We start from the raw sequence: 17,133 nt of genomic DNA, 5'->3' as shown, positions 1-17,133 counted from the left end.
GATGACTTCACTGCGCTTGTTCCTCCACAGTACCGCCGCTGCCTTGCAGCCTGTCTGTACCGCTCACCGCTTCCGGCAACCCTGCCTTCAGCTCTTCTATGAACTCCCGGAACGCACTCGTCATATAGAGGTCACGCCGCCGGATGAATACCGTCGGCACCTCTGCATACTGCTCGGGGAACGGATAGATCCGGATACCCTCAGTGACATTCATCCGGGTGAAATAGGATAACGGCAGCACCGCATAGCCGATTCCCGCCTTTACGCAGCCGAGCAATCCTTCCATCGTCCCGAACTCCATTACCTTACCCAGCCGTCCGCCCTCTTCCGCCAGCCAGCTCTCCAGCCTGTTCCGGTACAGACATTCTGAATTTAGCATCAGCAGAGTCTTGTCATGAACAGAGCGGATACCCTGATAATCCATCGTATCGGGTATCACCAGCCCAATCCGCTCCTGAATGAGCAGCTCCTGAACAAGCTCCGGGTGCTCCACCGGTCCGTCCATCAAGGCCCCCTGCACGTTATGCTGCAGAACCGACTCGATAAGCTCCCCCGCCCGTCCGACCTTAAGATGAACTTCCACATCCGGGTAGCACCCGCGGTACGTGGACAGGATAGCAGGCAGCCATACTGCCGCCGTCGTATCCGAGCCAACGCTAATTGAGCCTGTCGGAACCGGCGAATCCAGTACCGCCAGCTTGGCTTCATCCAGCAGATTAAGAATCTTGGCCGTATACTCCATGAACGTCCGTCCTGCCGAGGTCAAGGTGATTCCCCGGCTATGCCGGTAGAACAGCGGAGTCTTCAGCTCCTGCTCCAATTGTTGAATTCTTGCAGTCACATTCGACTGCACATAGTTCAGGCTTTGTGCAGCCTTTGAGATACTTCCTTCTTCAGCAACCGCCTGAAACACTTTGAGAAGACCCATATCCACGCTGCATCGCTCCCCCGGATCACCCATCAGCCGCAGTGATGGCCACCATCATTTCCCTTCATTATACATGATCCGCTCCACCGATTATGATAAAAATACCAAAGAAGGAGTGATACTCATGGGAAATAAACAGTGGAATTTCAAAATTCCCGGCAGCCCGGAAGATACCGCATTAACTATAGATACGAAGCAAATCACTACCGTCTATGACCTGCTGGACAGGCTGCGGCAAGCACAGTCCCAGACTCCCCAGGGTACCCCCTTACTCTCCCGAACCTTTAGAAAAAGACGCTATCCTTCCGCCTGATGATCCACCCGCCGCTGCCTTATCAAGTGGAAACGGCATTGCAGTCCTTTGAAAGGACGGTACCGTTTCAGCGAGAAATAGAAGGATAAGTTATTGTGTGCAACATATAAATTCTAGAGTAAAGGGCTGGTGCAACCCAGCCCCTCCTCATCAAACCGTACGTGAGGTTTTCCCTCATACGGCTTTCCGATGTTTGTCATTCATCGGCATGCAGATTACAATAGCGTTTTTAGTCCATATTGGATGGTCAAATATCTAACTTCTGACCGGGATCTCATCCATCTTCCTCGTTGTCTCTTCTTCGCATACCACCGGGTAAATCGTTGCAGAATATACCAATCCAGTTTTGCTAACCTCTTTTGGCTGTACTTTGTGTAATAGTAGTTTCTCCATCCTTGAATCTTGGGATTGAGCCATTCCACGTGTTCCGCAAACGATTTCGAACGCATGCTGGGCGGTGCTAATCTTTCTTTAACCACGCCTCGAATTCGTTCCTCCGCCTTCTTCGTTAGCCACTGCTGCGTGGTGTAATACACCTTGCCTTGGGATGTTTCTGCCTTCTTTTTCCGGTGGTGCATTCCTAAGAAGTCGAATCCTTCGTCTCCTGTCCATAAGCCGACAATACGGGTTTTGGTTGGGTGTAGCGTCAGCTCCAGACGTTCCATGATTCTGCGTATGAGTTCATACGCATGTCCGGCGTCCTTTTTAGTTTTACAGACCACCACAAGATCGTCTGCATACCTCGTGAGTTCACCTACTCCTTTCCCGTGTTTTTCCCACAGTCGGTCAAAATAGTTCAGATAGATGTTCGCCAAAAGTGGTGAGATCACTCCACCTTGTGGTGTGCCTAAATCGGAACGTCTTACGTTTCCTTCTTCCATGACTCCCGCCTGAAGCCACTTCCGGATTAACTTCAGGATTCGTCTGTCATTGATACGCATTTGTACCAATTTCATCAGTTTCTCCTGGTTAATATTGTCGAAGTAACCTTGGATGTCGACGTCGACTACCCAATTTCCTTTGCGGTTGCAGGCTTTCCGGATTCGATCCAGTGCTCCTTTCGCACTTCGCTTCGGGCGAAATCCGAAGGATACTTCTTCGAAATCCGCTTCGAAGATCGGTTCAATGACGAGTTTGGTTGCCATCTGCACCACTCGGTCGCGCACGCTGGGTATGCCCAGCGGTCTTGGTTTCCCGTCTTTCTTTGGGATATAGTGCCGCCGTACGGGCTGTGGGTGGTAGTTACCATCCTTTAATGCTCGCTCGCAGTCTTTGAGAAATTGCACTTCTCCTTGTTTCTCAATATCCGCGAGCGTCACCGTATCTACTCCGGCAGCCCCCTTGTTCGCTTTCACCCGTTTCCAGGCTTCACTCAGCACATCCCAGCGGTAGACTTTGTCGTACAGTGCATGGAATTTACGCTTGTTGTTCTCCTTGGCCGCATGACCTAGCTTTTCTTGGAGTTCTTGAACTTTTTCCTTAGGTGTCGTTAGCCTACTGGCATTCACTCACTCGTACCTCCTCCAAAAGCATAAACAAAGCAGGGCTCCTTCTCTCCCTAAGGTTATGTTGTCCTTAGGTTCCTCGGTACTATGAGCCCCTCGGACTCCCTTCCCACAGACGGTTCATTTCATCTTTTGGACTTATAGAGCGTCTTTTTACGGGTTTCTAAAAAAAAAATCCTCCCGTGTGGGGGAGGGTCTCCCCAGTTCACTATGTCTTCTTTCCTTCCATGCCGATCCCCATACGCCGGAGGATTCTTCACTGCCGTTCCAAGTTCTCTGCAGCTTCCATGGTCTTCACCCATATAAGCGAGGTTCGACTTCCTCTCTTCCCCCTTGCGGGGCCTTTATGACGACGCGGCAGGATTCACTTCATGTTACGGCCTGGCGGGTTGCTCGCCCTGTCTCTGACCGGACTTTTGTCGATGCGCTTCTACGCACGGATTTCGCCGTACGCAGGCATCCTAGCTACACGGGGGCTTGGCCCCTCCCGTGACCGGACTTTCACCGGTTAGAAGATACGCGCTTTCTGGGCACGCCTTATATTTACACAAAGGACGCCCCGCCTCCTCTCCTTTTCGGAGAGCGACTGGAGCGTCCTTCACAGCTTCGCTTACTTAAGCGCTTCGTCTTATTTCTTCAGCTTATCCCAGGCAGCCTGCATGCCCTTCTCCCAGCCGGCTTCATCTACTTTGCCGGCAATCAATTCTTGAATAGAGCTGGCGAATTCCTGTGTAACGCCATCAGGGAATTTGGAAGCCTGCAGCCCGTATACCTTGCCTTCTTTTACATAATTCCAGACATCCGCACCCAGCAGACCGATATCCTCAGGGGTTGCTGGAATAGTGGATAGCGCAGGAATGAACTTCCATTTCTTCACGATATACTCTTTCCCCATATCCGAAGTGACCAGCCAGTTCAGGAACGTCTTGGCTTCTTCCTTGGAGCCGGATTCCTTATTCACTACCAGGTTCGCCGGAACGCCCACCGACAGCTTATCGTTCATCGCCGCATCATCGTTGATGGGCATCGGGAACATCCCGATGTTCATGTCCGGCGTAATGTTGTCCACCAGCGTCTGTGCCCAGTTGCCTTCCTGCATCATAGCCGTTTCTCCCTTGGCGAACAGTGCCAGGTGAGTATTGGCATCGGTGGTCAGCGGATTCTTCTGGCCGTATTTTACCGTCAGGTTCAGCAAGTTGCTCCAATCCTTGAACTTCTCATTCCCTACAATGGATGCAGTTCCGTCGTTCAGGCCCTTGATGAATTCATCTACATTATCCTGCTGAGCAAAAGCTACGCTAATCCCCTGAATCCCCAGCAGCCACCATTCCTGATAAGCGTTGCCAAACGGAGTTACGCCAATCGCCTGTAGCTTTTTTGCTGCTTCTTCAAGCTGGGAAATGGTTTTTGGCGTCTCTGTAATCCCGGCTTTGGCGAACAGGTCCTTGTTGTATACATAACCGATACCTTCAAGGTTCATTGGCATCCCGTAGGTTTTGCCGTCCTTGGTCATAGGCTCTGCTGCAAGTGGAATCAGATCCTTCACCCAAGGCTGGTCCGACAGGTCTTCCAGTTTGTCAGCCCACAGTGCCATTTCGGCATACCCGCCGTTACTGAAAATATCAGGAGCATCGCCGGAAGCGAATTTGGTCTTGAGCGCTGCACCATAGTCTGCACCGCCGCCCACGGTCTGGATATCCAGCTTGATGTTAGGATGCTCCTTCTCGAATTCCACCTTCAGCTCATTCAGGCCTTCCACAATCTCAGTTTTGAACTGGAAAATCTTAACGGTCTTCACAGCGCCGCTATTGCCAGCGCTTCCATTAGAAGCATTATTGGAGGCAGACTTATCGGCATTGCCGCCACAAGCCGCGAGCACTACTGACATTAGCATTACGGATGACATCATCAGTGCAGAATGTTTCTTCTTCATTAGATATTTCCCCCTTGAATAATTTAACTGCTTCTTATGTGGAACGGGAGCCCGGTGAATTAACCCTTCACCGAGCCAGCCGCTATTCCCTCAACAATGTAACGCTGCATGAACAGATAGAAGATAACAATCGGGGCAATCCCGATGGTCAGTGCCGGAAGCGCCATATCCCACTGCTTCGTATACTGGCCGAAGAAGGAGAAGGTCGCCAGCGGAATGGTCCGCAGTCCGGGTGCTTGAAGAATCAGGGACGGCAGCAGATAGTCATTCCAGATCCCCAGCGCATTCAGCACGATAATGGTCATCAGCATCGGCTTCAAGAGAGGCAATACAATCCGGAAGAACGCCGAGATCGGGTTACAGCCATCCACCGTGGCCGCCTCTTCAATCTCCAGCGGCACAGACTTGATGAAGCCGTGGAACAGGAAGATCGCCATCGGAATGCTGAGGCCCAGATGGGAGATAATGAGACCTGTGAACGAGTTATTCACGCCCAGGACGTTCACAACCTTCAGGATCGGAATCATAATCGTCTGGAACGGAACCACCATCGCCGCTACCATCAGCAGCAGAAGAATCTGGTTGAACCGGTTATTGGCACGCACCATGCGGTACGCCGCCATCGCGCTGAACAGCGAGATAAGCGCTACACTGATGATCGTAATGATCAGCGAGTTGCGGAAGGCCTCGGAGAACCGGGCCAGCTTCCAGGCATTGGCATAGTTCGACCACATGAAGGTCTGCGGCCAGCTTGCCGCGTCGCTCAGAATCTCGCCGAAGGATTTCACCGAGTTCGCCAGCAGGAAGTAGAACGGAGAGAGGAACAGAAGCGCCAGAAGGATCATCATCACTTCAATGCCGATATTCCATCTGCTTTTGGTCTTGGCATTCATTAAGCTTCTACCTCCTTACTCTTCGTTATACGAACCTGAATGACAGTGATCAGCGCTACAATGAGGAAGAACAACAGCGCCTTTGCCGTACCCAGACCATAACGGTTATTCAGGAAGGCTTCGTTATAAATGTTCATCGCTACAGATTCCGTAGACTTGAACGGCCCGCCTTTGGTCAGCGAGAGGTTGAGGTCGAACATCTTGAAGGACCAGGAGATCGCCAGGAACAGTCCGATCGTAACCGCAGGCATAATCAGCGGAAGGATGATGTTGCGCAGCACCTGCATCCGGGAAGCGCCGTCAATCTCGGCAGCTTCGAGCACCTCTTTGGAGACGTTGCTGAGCGAAGCGATGTAGATGACCATCAAATAACCGGAGGACTGCCAGATGAATACCATGACAATCGCCCAGAAGCCGGTGGTCGCATCCCCGAGCCAGGGAAGGTTGAAGAAGGACAGGCCGGTAAGATCGCCCATAGTGGCGAAGCCTTTGATGAAGATGAACTGCCAGATGAACCCGAGCAGCAGGCCCCCGATCACATTCGGCATGAAAAAAATGGTCCGGAGCATATTGCGTGTCTTCAAAGGTTTGGTCAACAGATAGGCCAGGAAGAAGCCTACTACATTAGTCAAGATCACACCCAGCACGGTGAACCTCACGGTAAACCAGAAGGATGACCAGAAATCGTGATCATTCGTAAAAATACTTTTAAAATTCTCAAAGCCGACCCAGCTTACATTACCGGATACGCCGTTCCAGTCCGTGAAAGAGTAGTACATCCCCATCAGAAACGGAATAATCATGATCAAGGTAAAAAACAATAATGCCGGGCCAACGAAAAATACCTGCTGACCGAATTGGGACAATTTATTGCCGCGCATGTTATGGCCCCCCTTTCTTTTACTCACTCACTTGTTTATGATCTAAAGATATTATCTGTTTTTTGCAGAGCCTCTTACACCTACGCAAGTGATCTTTAGGGTGTAAAATATTGACCTGGATGTGACCCGCCCCATGAAATGGACCAGTATCCGCACGAAGCTGATCGTCTTTCTGCTTGTGCCCACCTTAATCTGCATTATGGCTACGATGTATGTCAGCTATTCCCACACCACCAAGTCGCTGCGGGACCGGGCGGTCGATGAGAACAAGAATCTGCTCTATCAGGGCTACAAGAACATTAACAGTCTGCTGCAGGAGATCAACCGTCTGTCGCTGAACGTGTATTCGGACGGCGATTTCTACCGGCTGCTTGAAGCAGGGTACGACGATCTGTCCTCCGATATTGCCATCTATAACTCGCTCAGCTATATCTCCACCTCGCTGCCCCACCTCTCACAGGTGTACTTATACAGTGTGAAAGACTCGAAGGCTACGCTGATTACCGACAACACAACACCCAAGCGCTGGCTGGCTGCTGCACCCTACCACCAGTCCAGTCTGAGCGGAAGCTCTCCGGTAAGCGTGCAGAGTACGCATCTGAGCAATGCTTACGGGCTGAGGCTACCGTTAACACAGTTCATACCGGAGCCAGTCTTTACCCTGCACCGCAGGATTGAGCGTGTCCCTACCTCTCAGGCGTTAGGCTATCTGTCTATTGATGTCAAGCTGACTGCCCTCAGTGAGATTGTGGACCAGCTGTACGAGCAGGATCAGGAGAATCTCTACCTGGTGGACAGCAGCGGCAGGCTGGTCTACAGCCAGACTACCGGGCTGCTAGGCAAACCGCTGAATGCCGATTGGTATAACAATCAGATTGCGGACAGCACGCAGCTGCAGGGTTATTTTGAACAGGACAGCTCCGTATTTATCTATCAAAAAATCGACAGCATCGGCCTCGGCTGGACGCTTGTCAAGCAAATTCCTGTCTCCTACCTGTTCCGCGAAGCCAAGGAGGCCGCCGCGATCAACCTGCTGCTGCTGGCGCTGCTGCTGGTGACGATCATTATTCTGACGATCCTCGTCGCCTTCCGGATTACCGCGCCGATCAAGCAGCTGACCCGGTATATGAATCAGGTCCAGACCGGTAACCTCAACATTGAGATCCGCCCGGCAGGCAACGACGAGATCGGTGTGGTCACCGAGCATTTCCGCAGTATGATGGACACGATCAACAATCTGATCCTGCGGGAGTACAGGCTGGAGCTGGCGAGCCGGACCAATGAGCTGAGGGCGCTCCAGTCCCAGATTAACCCGCATTTTCTGAACAACACTCTCCAGATTATCGGTACGCTGGCTCTGGAGCTGAAGGTGCCGCAGATCTATGGCCTGCTCTCGGCTCTGGCCAAAATGATGCGCTACAGCATGTACAATGATGAGAAGGTGGTGACGGTCCAGAATGAGCTGGACCATGTCAAAGCGTATATCCAGCTGCAGAAGGAGCGTTTTGAGAACAAGTTCAGCTTCAGTTGTGAAGTGGAGGAGCCGCTGCTTCAGGCGCTGATGCCCAAAATGATCCTTCAGCCGATTGTGGAGAATTACTTCAAGCACGGCTTCCAGCTTGACCGGCAGGACGGATATATTGAGATTAACGTGGCCGGGGTAACCCCGGAGCGGATGGAGATCAGCATCGCCAACAATGGCCTCCCCATTCCGGCAGGCCGGCTGGAAGCGCTGCGCAAGGAGCTGGAGCAGTCCAGCACCGCTGAAGAACGGGAGCTGCTGCAGAACGCCGGACAGGACAGCCCTATCAGACGCGATGCTCCGGGCGCGGGCATCGGCCTCGGCAATGTGCTGGGCAGGCTGCGGCTGGTCTGCGGGGATAATGCCCTGCTGACCGTGGATAATCTGAAGGCAGGCGGGGTAATCATCCGCTTGGAAATCGATATCGTAGTGGAGAGTGAACGGATATGAAGGCACTGATTGTAGATGACGAAGCAAGAGTCCGGAAGGCAGTCCGCCTGCTGGTGGACTGGGATGCTCATCAGATTGAGGAAATTCTGGAGGCCGGGAACGGCAATGAGGCCATCGGTCTAATCCGCCAGGAGAAGCCTGCGCTGGTCATTATGGATATGATGATGGAGTCCGGGAGCGGCCTGGAGCTGATGACCTGGGTGGATGAATTCGCAGGCAGTACCAAGTTCATTGTGGTCAGCGGGCATAATGACTTCGACTTCGTCCGCCAGACCGTCCGCCATGGCGGCATCGATTATATCCTGAAGCCGATTGAGCCGGATATGATTAACAGCGCGGTATCCAAGGCGGTAACCGCCTGGAGGGCCGAGGAAGCGGAACGCAGCCACCGCCAGCACCAGAGCCTCCGGCTGAATGAGATCAAGCCGATCTTCGGGGAGAAGCTGCTGTCCGCATTGATCGATGACCGGGTGAATGCCGAGGCCTCGCTGCGCCGTCTGATCCATGACGGCATCATCCCGCCGGACAGTAAGACCTCGCGCCTGCTCCTTGTGCAGACGGACAACGGCAACAATCCGCTGCTGCGGCGCTTCGGCGGTGACAGCGAGCTGCTCTACTACGCCATCGTGAACATCTGCAACGAATTTCTGCAGCAGGGCACGGGCATAGCGTTCCGCTATTGGGGCGGGCCGCCGGAGATTGCCATTCTGCTCTGGGAGCCGCATGAATCCGTCACTTCGCTGATCAGCCGGATGAATCAGGGCATCTTCCTGACGCTGCAATTCCGCATGCATTTCGGAATCAGCACGCCGGGCGCCTTCCCCGCGCATCTGCCGGCAGGACGTGCCGAAGCCGCCGAAGCCCTGCTGCGGCGGAATCTGCTTAGGCATGAGGATTACTGCCATTTTGCGGGAGCTGAAAGCAGCCGGGATGCGGGGGCGTTGTCTGGTGGGGTGACTGGCACGGAAACGGACGCGGGGCCGGGGGCGATGCTCGGCGGAAAGCAGCGCGATAAGCGGGAGAACGCAGTCCCGCTGAGCTTCGCCGATGTTCAGGAGGACTGGCGGATGGCGGTCATCAGCGGGACGCCCGAAGCCCTAAGCGCAGCGGCGCAGCATTGGACCCAGGAGCTTAGCCGCCGGGGAGTGGTTACGCCGCAGATGCTGAACGACTGGAAGGCCGATGCGCTGCTGATGCGCTCCCGTCTGGTCCGGGAAGCACTTGGCAGCCAGGCTGCTAACGTGCTGGCTGAGCTTGAGCAAGGGGACCAGCAGTACCCCTCTCCGCAGCCCAGCGGCTATTCCTTCTCCCTGTTCGCCTGGCGCGACTGGTCCCTTGCCTTCATGCAGCAGTTATCCCGGGCGCTCACGGACAGACAGCAGAAAGAGCGGAACCCGATGACGGAGATCGTAAAATACATCGAGCAGAATTACCCGTCAGATCTCTCCCTTCAGGAGGTGGCGGGCAAATTCCAGGTCAGCCGCGAGTATGTCTCACGCCGGTTCAAGCAGGAATACGGCATCAACTTCTCCGACTACATCGTCAGCGTCCGCATCGAGAAGGCCAAGCTGCTGATGCAGAATCCGGGCCTCAAGCTGGCCCAGATCTCAGAAATGGTCGGCTTCCACGACGTCAAATACTTCAGCAAAGTCTTCAAAAAGCACACCGGCCATTCGCCTAAGGACTACCGGGATCAGGCGGAGCATTAAGCTCCGTCTGGGTGGTGGATGAATACTGATTACTGGGTGCTGATTAACTGATTGCCTTGTTGTATTCGGTTTAATACGAAAATAAAAATATCGGAAAATGCGCCGCAGACTGGGTTTTTGACAAAAAAAGACCCACCGCCCCAAAAAACGTTTCGTTTTTTTGAAAAAGGGAAGACTATGGGATAGGATTCAATTGAACACTATATCCTAACTGCTGGATATATTTCACGTACCTATCTAACGTGTTTTTCTTGGACGTCTCATCGCCTAGTGAGACGTCTATTTCTTGGTATGACCTCTTCTCCCGCATCAGGGCATGGAGGATTCGAATCAGCAAATGCGCGGTGGCGACGTTTGCTTTTTTATCGCCTCGTCTCTTTCGAATTCGTCGAAAGAATTGTCCGATCCGGTTCGAGGAGCGAGAGTTTGCCCAAGCCGCCTGACACAAGGCCCCTTTCAGATGCTTGTTCCCTTGCATCGTTTTTGACTTTCTTCGCTTTCCAGCGCTTTCGTTGTTCCCTGGACACACCCCCGCCCATGAAGCAAACTGCGCATCACTCGGGAACATTTCCGCGACATGCGGCCCCACTTCGGCAAAGATGGTCACGGCAGACGTCCGCTCAATTCCTGGAATGGAGTCAATTTGTTCAATCTTCTCCAGGTACGGTTCTGCCTTCGCCTCGATTCGAGCTTCCAGTTCCGTGATCCTTTTCTCCAAATAGACCAAGTGGTCCCAGTGGTCTCGAATCATCTCGCGATGATGACGGCGCAGCTTGCCATTGAGCGCGTCTAGCAACTGCGGAACTTTCTTTTTTAAACGGGTTTTGACCAGGTTCTTAACGGTCCCTTCGTCGATGACCTCGCCGTCCATGATCTTCTGGAGCAGGCCCCGCCCTGAAACCCCATATAGATCGGACATAAAGGTGGTTAGCTTGATGTTGGCATCCTGCAGGATTTTGTGAATGCGGTTTTTCTCCGCCGTCACCGCCTGCACCATCTTACTCCGGTAACGGGTCAAGTCTCGCAAATCCCGGATGTCCTGTTCGGGCACCATACTGCCTTCAATGAGCCCGCAACGGTGCAATTGCGCTAACCAGCGCGCATCTTGCATGTCACTTTTTCGACCCGGCGTATTCTTTACCCGCTGGGCGTTGGCCAAGACCAGATCACAACTGCCCTCTAAGATGTTCCATACCGGTTTCCATAACACGCCCGTGCTCTCCATCACCACCTCCCGGCAGCCGTGTTCACTCAGCCAATCTTGCAGGCCTAGCAATTCTTTGGTTGTCGTCCCAAAGGTTTTCAGGTGACATTGTGGTTTCTGTTCGATCGGTCCTTTCAACACGCAGGCCACAACGGTTTCCTGGTGCACGTCCAGACCGGCGCAACACATACGTACAGCATCCATTCCAACCATCCTCCATCGTCAGTTTACAAATCATGCGCTCGAGTGAGTGTAATTTAATACACGTACTTTTGGGGCTACAATAGGCGATGCTCGAAAAGCGCAATAGAACGGTTTTTCGCACGGGGTGTATCCCAGTAACCGTTTCCGCCCTTTGATTTGTATATGTAGTGTTGACGACTACAGCCTCATTTAGAATGGTTGCGACGGATGCCACCCGCTTATTTTCATTCCTGGGGGTGACAAGGCATCTGTCTTGTCATGCCTGTTTTTCGCATACATTTGCCACGGTTACTCCACTCTTTTAATTGCTGGCGTTCGTTTGCTGGTAAATTCCGCTAACCTCTGTACCACGCCAAAAAAGCCTCCGCCACTGCCTTGCCCGCCGCACCGTTCGGATGCGGGTCGAACTCGTCGCTCATGTATTCCGGCTTAATTCTATGGTCAGCGGGGGCCGCAACAGAGAGCACGGCGGCCATGTCGAATACGCGGTCCACTCCGGCCGGAGGGCTCGTACGAATGCAATCATTGACTTTGCGCCAATAGGTTTCCCGCCCCCCCTCGAAATTAAAAGGTGGCACTGTGCTGAGAATAACCGCCGCCTCCGGCTGAGCTTCCTTGATCCGGGAGATAATGTACGCCAGGTCCTCCAGCAATTCCTCTGCCAAGCGCTGGCCGATATCAAGATCATTCACACCCAGCACGATCAGCACCTCATCGCCCTGCTGCGCCTTATGCAGCCAAGGCCCGTCCGTGGCTACATCATAAGCCCGGCCCCAACCGGAGCCGATATTCCACACTCCATACTCTGTGCCCAGCCCCTCCGCAATTCTTGCCGTCCAGTGTGTGTATTGATCCTTGGCCGTCCGTACCCCCTGCGTGATAGAGTCACCCAGGAATACCAGCTTCTTCGTTACGCCCTTCTTGTAGCCTAGGAAGCTTGGGAGGACCTGCAGCTTGTCCGATTCACTGAACGCATCCGCAGATTCCTGAGCGGCCAAATTGCCCGGTGCATCGTAGCCGGAGACCAGCATTCCCTCCACATTGAAGGGGAATGACTTTCCTGCACCAGCCGTGTTCAAGGTCCAAGTGAAGGCCAACATGTGCCCCTCCGGCAGCTCCAGAAGCGCTTCGTCGCTCCAGAACTGCTCGCCTGGCTCCACACACCGCGACCGTTCGCCGCCGAAGGTAACCGGCACCTGTGAGCCCGGCACAATGCTGCCGTCCGGCGCGGCTCCGCCATCGGCGACATATGCCGCTTCGATGCTCCACTTGCCGCCCGGTTCACTGGCTACGGCGTCCGCGCCCAGATCCCAGGTGGAATCCACCGCGTTGCTGTGCCAGAACTTCAGCGTCAGCTTGCCGTTCTCCCGCAGCCGGATATAGGTGCGGTACGTATGGGTGAACGGCTCCGGTGCGTTCATAATATAATTGGCGGTTGTAGACAGCGCGGTGGCCGAGGTGAACTCCGGCTGGCTCAACACTCCGGCTGGACTGTTCTCAATATTGCTCATAGTCATCGACTCCTTCTTATTCTGATGTTGCTTCTCTGGCTGATGGGTGGTGGGTAGGGCGGCTGGTGCTGTACAGAAACTTAACTCGGCACTAACTTGGCCCAACTTTGACACGACTTCGACCGACTGGCCCAACTTCTGCCCGGCTTCCTCCCGGCTATAGCTCGCCTTTGACCAAACTTTGCCCCCACTCCTGCCCGACTAATGTTGCATTATCTGCAACACTGATGCCTGTGAAACCCGCTATTCCGGTGCAATGTTGCACAAAATGCAGGAATTTCGCCGCTGATTCGCTCTGGGAAGCTGAAATGCTGCATTTTTGACAACAATTCGCTATAGCCCTGCTCCTGCTGAGGGGAATGTTGCACTTCTTGCAGCATTTAGCCCATTGTGCGCCATAGCGAGCAACAATCCCTCCAACGCCGCCAATCCCCAAAAAGCTCCCCGATCCAGGAGACGAATGTCCCCTGTCATCAGAGAGCTTGGTTACTTAAGGGCACACCACATGCTAAGCCCGCGTACGGGTGTATTCATTCTGTCTTGCAGGTATGTTAATTCAGTCTATAGCTGTCTTATTTCAGCGTAATCGTGAACGATACGGACTTCTCACCCGCGCCCACGCTCACTGTTGTCTCATCTACCTGCTCCGCACCTTCCACGGAGGCGATAGCGCCAAGATCCTTCACCGCCAGGGTGAATGCTTTGCCGCTGCCTTCGGCAGTTACTTTTACAGCGCTGCCGCTGCGTACCGCTTCAACCTTCAGCTCAGGAGCGCCGTGGATATCGCGCACAGTCGCAACAGCAGACTTACCATCCTCCAGGGAGTACAGCCCGAACTTCACACCGTCGGCAAAATCATAATCCGGACGGCTGTCCTCGCTACCGAGCGCAAGCAGGGAATTCTGACGGACAAACAGCGGCAGGCTGAAGAAGTCATGCTTCTCCTTGCGCCATGATCCGCCCTGTACGGTCTCACCGTTCAACAGGTGTGTCCAGCGTCCAGCTGGCAGGTAGTACTTCACTTCGCCGTTCTCCTGGAAGATCGGAGCCACCAGCAGGGAATCGCCCAGCATGTACTGGCGGTCCAGTACCTCGCAGGTCGGATCTTCCGGGAACTCCATCACCATCGCCCGCATTGAGGCCCAGCCCTGCTCATGCGCCTGTCCGGCTACATCATACAGGTATGGCATCAGGCTGCACTTCAGCTTAGTGAAGAAGCGGGTGACATCGACAGCTTCGTCGTCGTACGCCCAAGGCACACGGTAAGAGGTGCTGCCGTGCAGGCGGCTGTGGCTGGAGAGCAGGCCAAAGGCCAGCCAGCGCTTGAACACATGCGCCGGAGCAGTGTTCTCAAATCCGCCGATGTCATGGCTCCAGAAGCCGAAGCCGGACAATCCAAGCGACAGGCCGCCGCGCAGGCTCTCTGCCATCGATTCATAGTCAGCGTAGCAGTCGCCGCCCCAGTGAACCGGGAACTGCTGCCCGCCGGCTGTGGCGGAGCGTGCGAAGACAGCTGCTTCATTTTTGCCAAGCTTCTCTTTGAGCACTTCAAAGACAACCTTGTTATACAACTGGGTATAGTAGTTATGCATCTTGTATGGATCGGAGCCGTCGAAGTAGACCACATCCGTCGGAATCCGTTCGCCGAAGTCCGTCTTGAAGCTGTCTACGCCCATGTCCACCAGGTCACGCAGGTAACCGGCATACCATTCACAAGCCGCAGGGTTCGTGAAGTCGACCAGGCCCATACCCGCTTGCCAGAGGTCGGTCTGATAGACGTCGCCGTTAGCTTTTTTGAGCAGATAACCGTTCTTGCGGCCTTCTTCAAACAGCGGGGAGCGCTGTCCGATATAGGAGTTGATCCACACGCAGATCTTCAGCCCCTTGTCGTGCAGGCGCTTCAGCATACCCACCGGGTCCGGGAACACACGGGAATCCCACTGGAAATCCGTCCATTGATATTCGCGCATCCAGAAGCAGTCGAAGTGGAATACATGCAGCGGCAGATCGCGCTCCGCCATCCCTTCCACGAAGGAGTTCACCGTAGCTTCATCGTAGTCTGTAGTGAACGAAGTCGTCAGCCACAGACCGAAGGTCCAGGCCGGAGGCAGCGCAGGCTTGCCGGTCAGGGAGGTGTATTTGGTGATGACCTCTTTAATCGTCGGCCCTTCAATCACGAAGTATTCCAGGCTCTCGCCCGCTACGCTGAACTGGGCCTTCTTCACCTTCTCAGATGCAATCTCATACGAGACCAACTCCGGCTGGTTCACGAATACACCATATCCCTTGCTCGTCACATAGAACGGAACGTTCTTGTAGGCCTGCTCCGAGCTTGTCCCGCCATCCTTGTTCCACAGATCGACCACCTGGCCGTTTTTTACAAAAGCTGTAAATCGCTCGCCCAGACCATACACGAATTCGCCAACGCCTAAGTCCAGCTCCTCACGCATGAAGGTGTTGCCTTCCTGATCCGTGATGTAGGCCATCGATTTGTAACCGCTGCCGGTAATCCGCTCGTCGCCGCGGTAGAAGTCCACAGACCAGTGAGTACCCTTGTTGATGACCACGCGGAGTCCTCCGCTGATCAGCACCGTCTGCGCCTCTGTCTCCTCGATTTCCACATGATCGCCGGTTCCCTCAGTCAGCTCGAACGAAGGTCCGCGTGGAATCACGCCGTCGTTATGAATAATCTTGACGCCTACCACGCCCGGAAGCGGGGAATGGAATTTCACCGTCAGCAGTGTGGAGTTGAGCGTCGCCGAACGTCCCGTGATGGGCGTCGTCTGCGTGATGGCAGTCAGGCCTTCCTCCGTTTTTTCTACCACATAGTTCTGCACTGCACCATTGATTGTAATTCCGTCACGTACCAGCCATAAGCCGTCTGTAAATTTCATATGTGCACTTGCCACCCTTCGATTTGGTGTATATAGTTGCATTATACCGATAATAAAAGTTCAAAACTAATAATATAAAGCTCATTTATAACACTATTTTGACGTAATCTCACAAGGAGGCCCCTAATGGACCGCACCTCGCAGCGCTTGCTCAAAGAAGACCGCGAACACGGGGATGTCATGTTCCCCCTGGCTGCCTACTGGATTGACCTTCCCGCCGGAGCGCATGTCCTGGACACCCACTGGCATGAGGAAGCCGAGTTCTTCCTGCTGCTGGAAGGCGAGATTCTGTTTCAAGTGGACAGCGACTATTTCACGCTTCGTCCCGGTGAGGCTGTGTTCATTGAATCCGGGGATATCCACGCCGCTCACGCACTTACGGAGACCCCCTGCCGCTTCTGCGCCCTTGTCTTCCACCCCGACCTGCTGGCCAGCGCCCAATATGATACCATCCAGCAGAGCGTCATTTTGCCGCTTCAGGAGAAACGCCAGAGCTTTCCGCGCCACCTCACCCCTTCTGTTCCCTGGCAGGCGGAGCTGCTGCTGCATCTGAACCGCATGATGAACGCGTATGAGCAACAAATGCCCGGATTCGAAGCTTTTATGAAAGGAACCCTGCTGATTATGCTCTCACAGATTGCGCAGCCGGGGCGCTTCGTCAACCACAGCCAGTCCGTAGGCACGGAGCCCGCGAAGATTGACCGCCTGAAACGGGTAATTCTCTATATCCAGGACAACTACCAGGAGCCGATCCGTACCCGTGACCTGTCGGGGCTGATTCCGATGAGCGAGGGGCAATTCTGCCGTTTTTTCAAAAGCATGACCCGCAAGACGCCCGTCGATTACATTAACTCCTACCGGGTCCGCCAGGCCGCAGCCCTGCTGAAGCAGGGGGACCGCAAAATCTCCGATATTGCCATGGATGTCGGCTTCGACAACGTCAGCTACTTCATCAAAGTGTTCCGCAAAGTCATGAACTGCTCGCCCTCAGAATTCCGCAAGGACGCCAGTCCCTTCGCCGGGCAGAACCAGCTTTATCCGTAGGCTGAACCCCGCTCCCTTTCTTTTTCCTGCTTACGGTTGCCCGGATACGTTTAAGTTAGTGTATGGATGACCAGGCACCTGCCGCTTCAGCGGTGGCCTAATGGCTCATTCCGGTGGACATGCCGTTCCCCCACCAATCTAC

At 54.0% G+C, this 17,133-nt stretch carries 12 protein-coding genes; 4 read left to right on the top strand and 8 right to left on the bottom strand.

The window, feature by feature from the left end; all coding sequences use genetic code 11:
* Positions 1–7: 7 nt before the first annotated feature.
* Positions 8–928 carry a LysR family transcriptional regulator gene (locus tag MKZ07_RS28170; protein ID WP_235218581.1) on the bottom strand — a complete coding sequence of 307 codons (921 nt, stop codon included), beginning with the start codon at positions 926–928 and terminating at the stop codon, positions 8–10.
* Positions 929–1,052: 124 nt separating this feature from the next.
* Here MKZ07_RS28170 and MKZ07_RS28165 point away from each other — a divergent pair, with 124 nt between their 5' ends.
* A complete protein-coding gene (locus MKZ07_RS28165; RefSeq protein WP_341028848.1) occupies positions 1,053–1,241 on the top strand; it encodes a hypothetical protein in 189 nt (62 codons plus the stop codon).
* A 215-nt stretch (positions 1,242–1,456) separates the two neighbouring features.
* On the opposite strand, the gene ltrA is transcribed toward MKZ07_RS28165, so the two are convergent.
* From ltrA to MKZ07_RS28145, 4 genes are all read right to left on the bottom strand, one after another.
* Positions 1,457–2,749 carry a group II intron reverse transcriptase/maturase gene (gene ltrA / locus MKZ07_RS28160; protein ID WP_036694821.1) on the bottom strand — a complete coding sequence of 431 codons (1,293 nt, stop codon included), beginning with the start codon at positions 2,747–2,749 and terminating at the stop codon, positions 1,457–1,459.
* 625 nt (positions 2,750–3,374) lie between these two features.
* Positions 3,375–4,679, bottom strand: coding sequence for an ABC transporter substrate-binding protein (locus MKZ07_RS28155; RefSeq protein ID WP_036701336.1), 1,305 nt, complete (start codon positions 4,677–4,679; stop codon positions 3,375–3,377).
* A gap of 59 nt (positions 4,680–4,738) precedes the next feature.
* Positions 4,739–5,572: a carbohydrate ABC transporter permease gene (locus MKZ07_RS28150; protein WP_036701338.1), complete on the bottom strand. Its 834-nt coding sequence runs from the start codon at positions 5,570–5,572 to the stop codon at positions 4,739–4,741.
* A complete protein-coding gene (locus MKZ07_RS28145) occupies positions 5,572–6,453 on the bottom strand; it encodes a carbohydrate ABC transporter permease (protein WP_036701340.1) in 882 nt (293 codons plus the stop codon). Before MKZ07_RS28145 ends, MKZ07_RS28150 begins: the two co-directional genes overlap by 1 nt.
* Positions 6,454–6,586: 133 nt before the next feature.
* Between MKZ07_RS28145 and MKZ07_RS28140 the strand changes: the two genes are divergently transcribed.
* Entirely contained in the window at positions 6,587–8,425 is a 1,839-nt protein-coding gene (locus tag MKZ07_RS28140; RefSeq protein WP_036701342.1) for a sensor histidine kinase, read from the top strand.
* Positions 8,422–10,134 (top strand): helix-turn-helix domain-containing protein, encoded by a 1,713-nt coding sequence (locus tag MKZ07_RS28135; RefSeq protein WP_341028845.1) that lies wholly within the window; start codon positions 8,422–8,424, stop codon positions 10,132–10,134. Before MKZ07_RS28140 ends, MKZ07_RS28135 begins: the two co-directional genes overlap by 4 nt.
* Before the next feature lie 175 nt (positions 10,135–10,309).
* Here MKZ07_RS28135 and MKZ07_RS28130 read toward each other — a convergent pair whose 3' ends face one another.
* The 3 genes from MKZ07_RS28130 to yicI all read right to left on the bottom strand — a co-directional run bounded on the left by MKZ07_RS28130 (position 10,310) and on the right by yicI (position 15,947).
* Complete coding sequence (locus MKZ07_RS28130) at positions 10,310–11,542, bottom strand: IS110 family transposase (protein WP_076162511.1); 1,233 nt, start codon at positions 11,540–11,542, stop codon at positions 10,310–10,312.
* A 335-nt stretch (positions 11,543–11,877) separates the two neighbouring features.
* Entirely contained in the window at positions 11,878–13,053 is a 1,176-nt protein-coding gene (locus MKZ07_RS28125; protein WP_341028844.1) for an SGNH/GDSL hydrolase family protein, read from the bottom strand.
* A gap of 572 nt (positions 13,054–13,625) precedes the next feature.
* The gene (yicI, locus tag MKZ07_RS28120) at positions 13,626–15,947 is read right to left on the bottom strand and encodes an alpha-xylosidase (RefSeq protein ID WP_341028843.1); all 2,322 of its coding nucleotides are present in this window, start codon (positions 15,945–15,947) and stop codon (positions 13,626–13,628) included.
* Positions 15,948–16,073: 126 nt separating this feature from the next.
* On the opposite strand from yicI, the gene MKZ07_RS28115 reads away from it, so the two are divergent.
* The gene (locus MKZ07_RS28115; protein WP_036702019.1) at positions 16,074–16,991 is read left to right on the top strand and encodes a helix-turn-helix transcriptional regulator; all 918 of its coding nucleotides are present in this window, start codon (positions 16,074–16,076) and stop codon (positions 16,989–16,991) included.
* The last annotated feature ends 142 nt before the right edge of the window (positions 16,992–17,133 follow it).

Origin of the sequence: Paenibacillus sp. FSL P4-0338, from assembly GCF_038002365.1 — a bacterium.
In the GTDB taxonomy this organism is placed as follows: Bacteria; Bacillota; Bacilli; order Paenibacillales; family Paenibacillaceae; genus Paenibacillus_AQ.
Note: the sequence above shows the minus strand (reverse complement) of the source record. Positions and strands in the feature narration are given on the sequence as shown.

What these genes read in the sequence shown, in the direction of transcription:
- MKZ07_RS28170 (WP_235218581.1), bottom strand. Translation starts at nt 928, where the DNA reads ATGGGTCTTCTCAAAGTGTTTCAGGCGGTTGCTGAAGAAGGAAGTATC.
- MKZ07_RS28135 (WP_341028845.1), top strand. Translation starts at nt 8,422, where the DNA reads ATGAAGGCACTGATTGTAGATGACGAAGCAAGAGTCCGGAAGGCAGTC.
- MKZ07_RS28130 (WP_076162511.1), bottom strand. Translation starts at nt 11,542, where the DNA reads ATGGATGCTGTACGTATGTGTTGCGCCGGTCTGGACGTGCACCAGGAA.
- MKZ07_RS28115 (WP_036702019.1), top strand. Translation starts at nt 16,074, where the DNA reads ATGGACCGCACCTCGCAGCGCTTGCTCAAAGAAGACCGCGAACACGGG.
- MKZ07_RS28145 (WP_036701340.1), bottom strand. Translation starts at nt 6,453, where the DNA reads ATGCGCGGCAATAAATTGTCCCAATTCGGTCAGCAGGTATTTTTCGTT.
- MKZ07_RS28155 (WP_036701336.1), bottom strand. Translation starts at nt 4,679, where the DNA reads ATGAAGAAGAAACATTCTGCACTGATGATGTCATCCGTAATGCTAATG.
- MKZ07_RS28125 (WP_341028844.1), bottom strand. Translation starts at nt 13,053, where the DNA reads ATGAGCAATATTGAGAACAGTCCAGCCGGAGTGTTGAGCCAGCCGGAG.
- MKZ07_RS28140 (WP_036701342.1), top strand. Translation starts at nt 6,587, where the DNA reads ATGAAATGGACCAGTATCCGCACGAAGCTGATCGTCTTTCTGCTTGTG.
- yicI (WP_341028843.1), bottom strand. Translation starts at nt 15,947, where the DNA reads ATGAAATTTACAGACGGCTTATGGCTGGTACGTGACGGAATTACAATC.
- MKZ07_RS28165 (WP_341028848.1), top strand. Translation starts at nt 1,053, where the DNA reads ATGGGAAATAAACAGTGGAATTTCAAAATTCCCGGCAGCCCGGAAGAT.
- MKZ07_RS28150 (WP_036701338.1), bottom strand. Translation starts at nt 5,572, where the DNA reads ATGAATGCCAAGACCAAAAGCAGATGGAATATCGGCATTGAAGTGATG.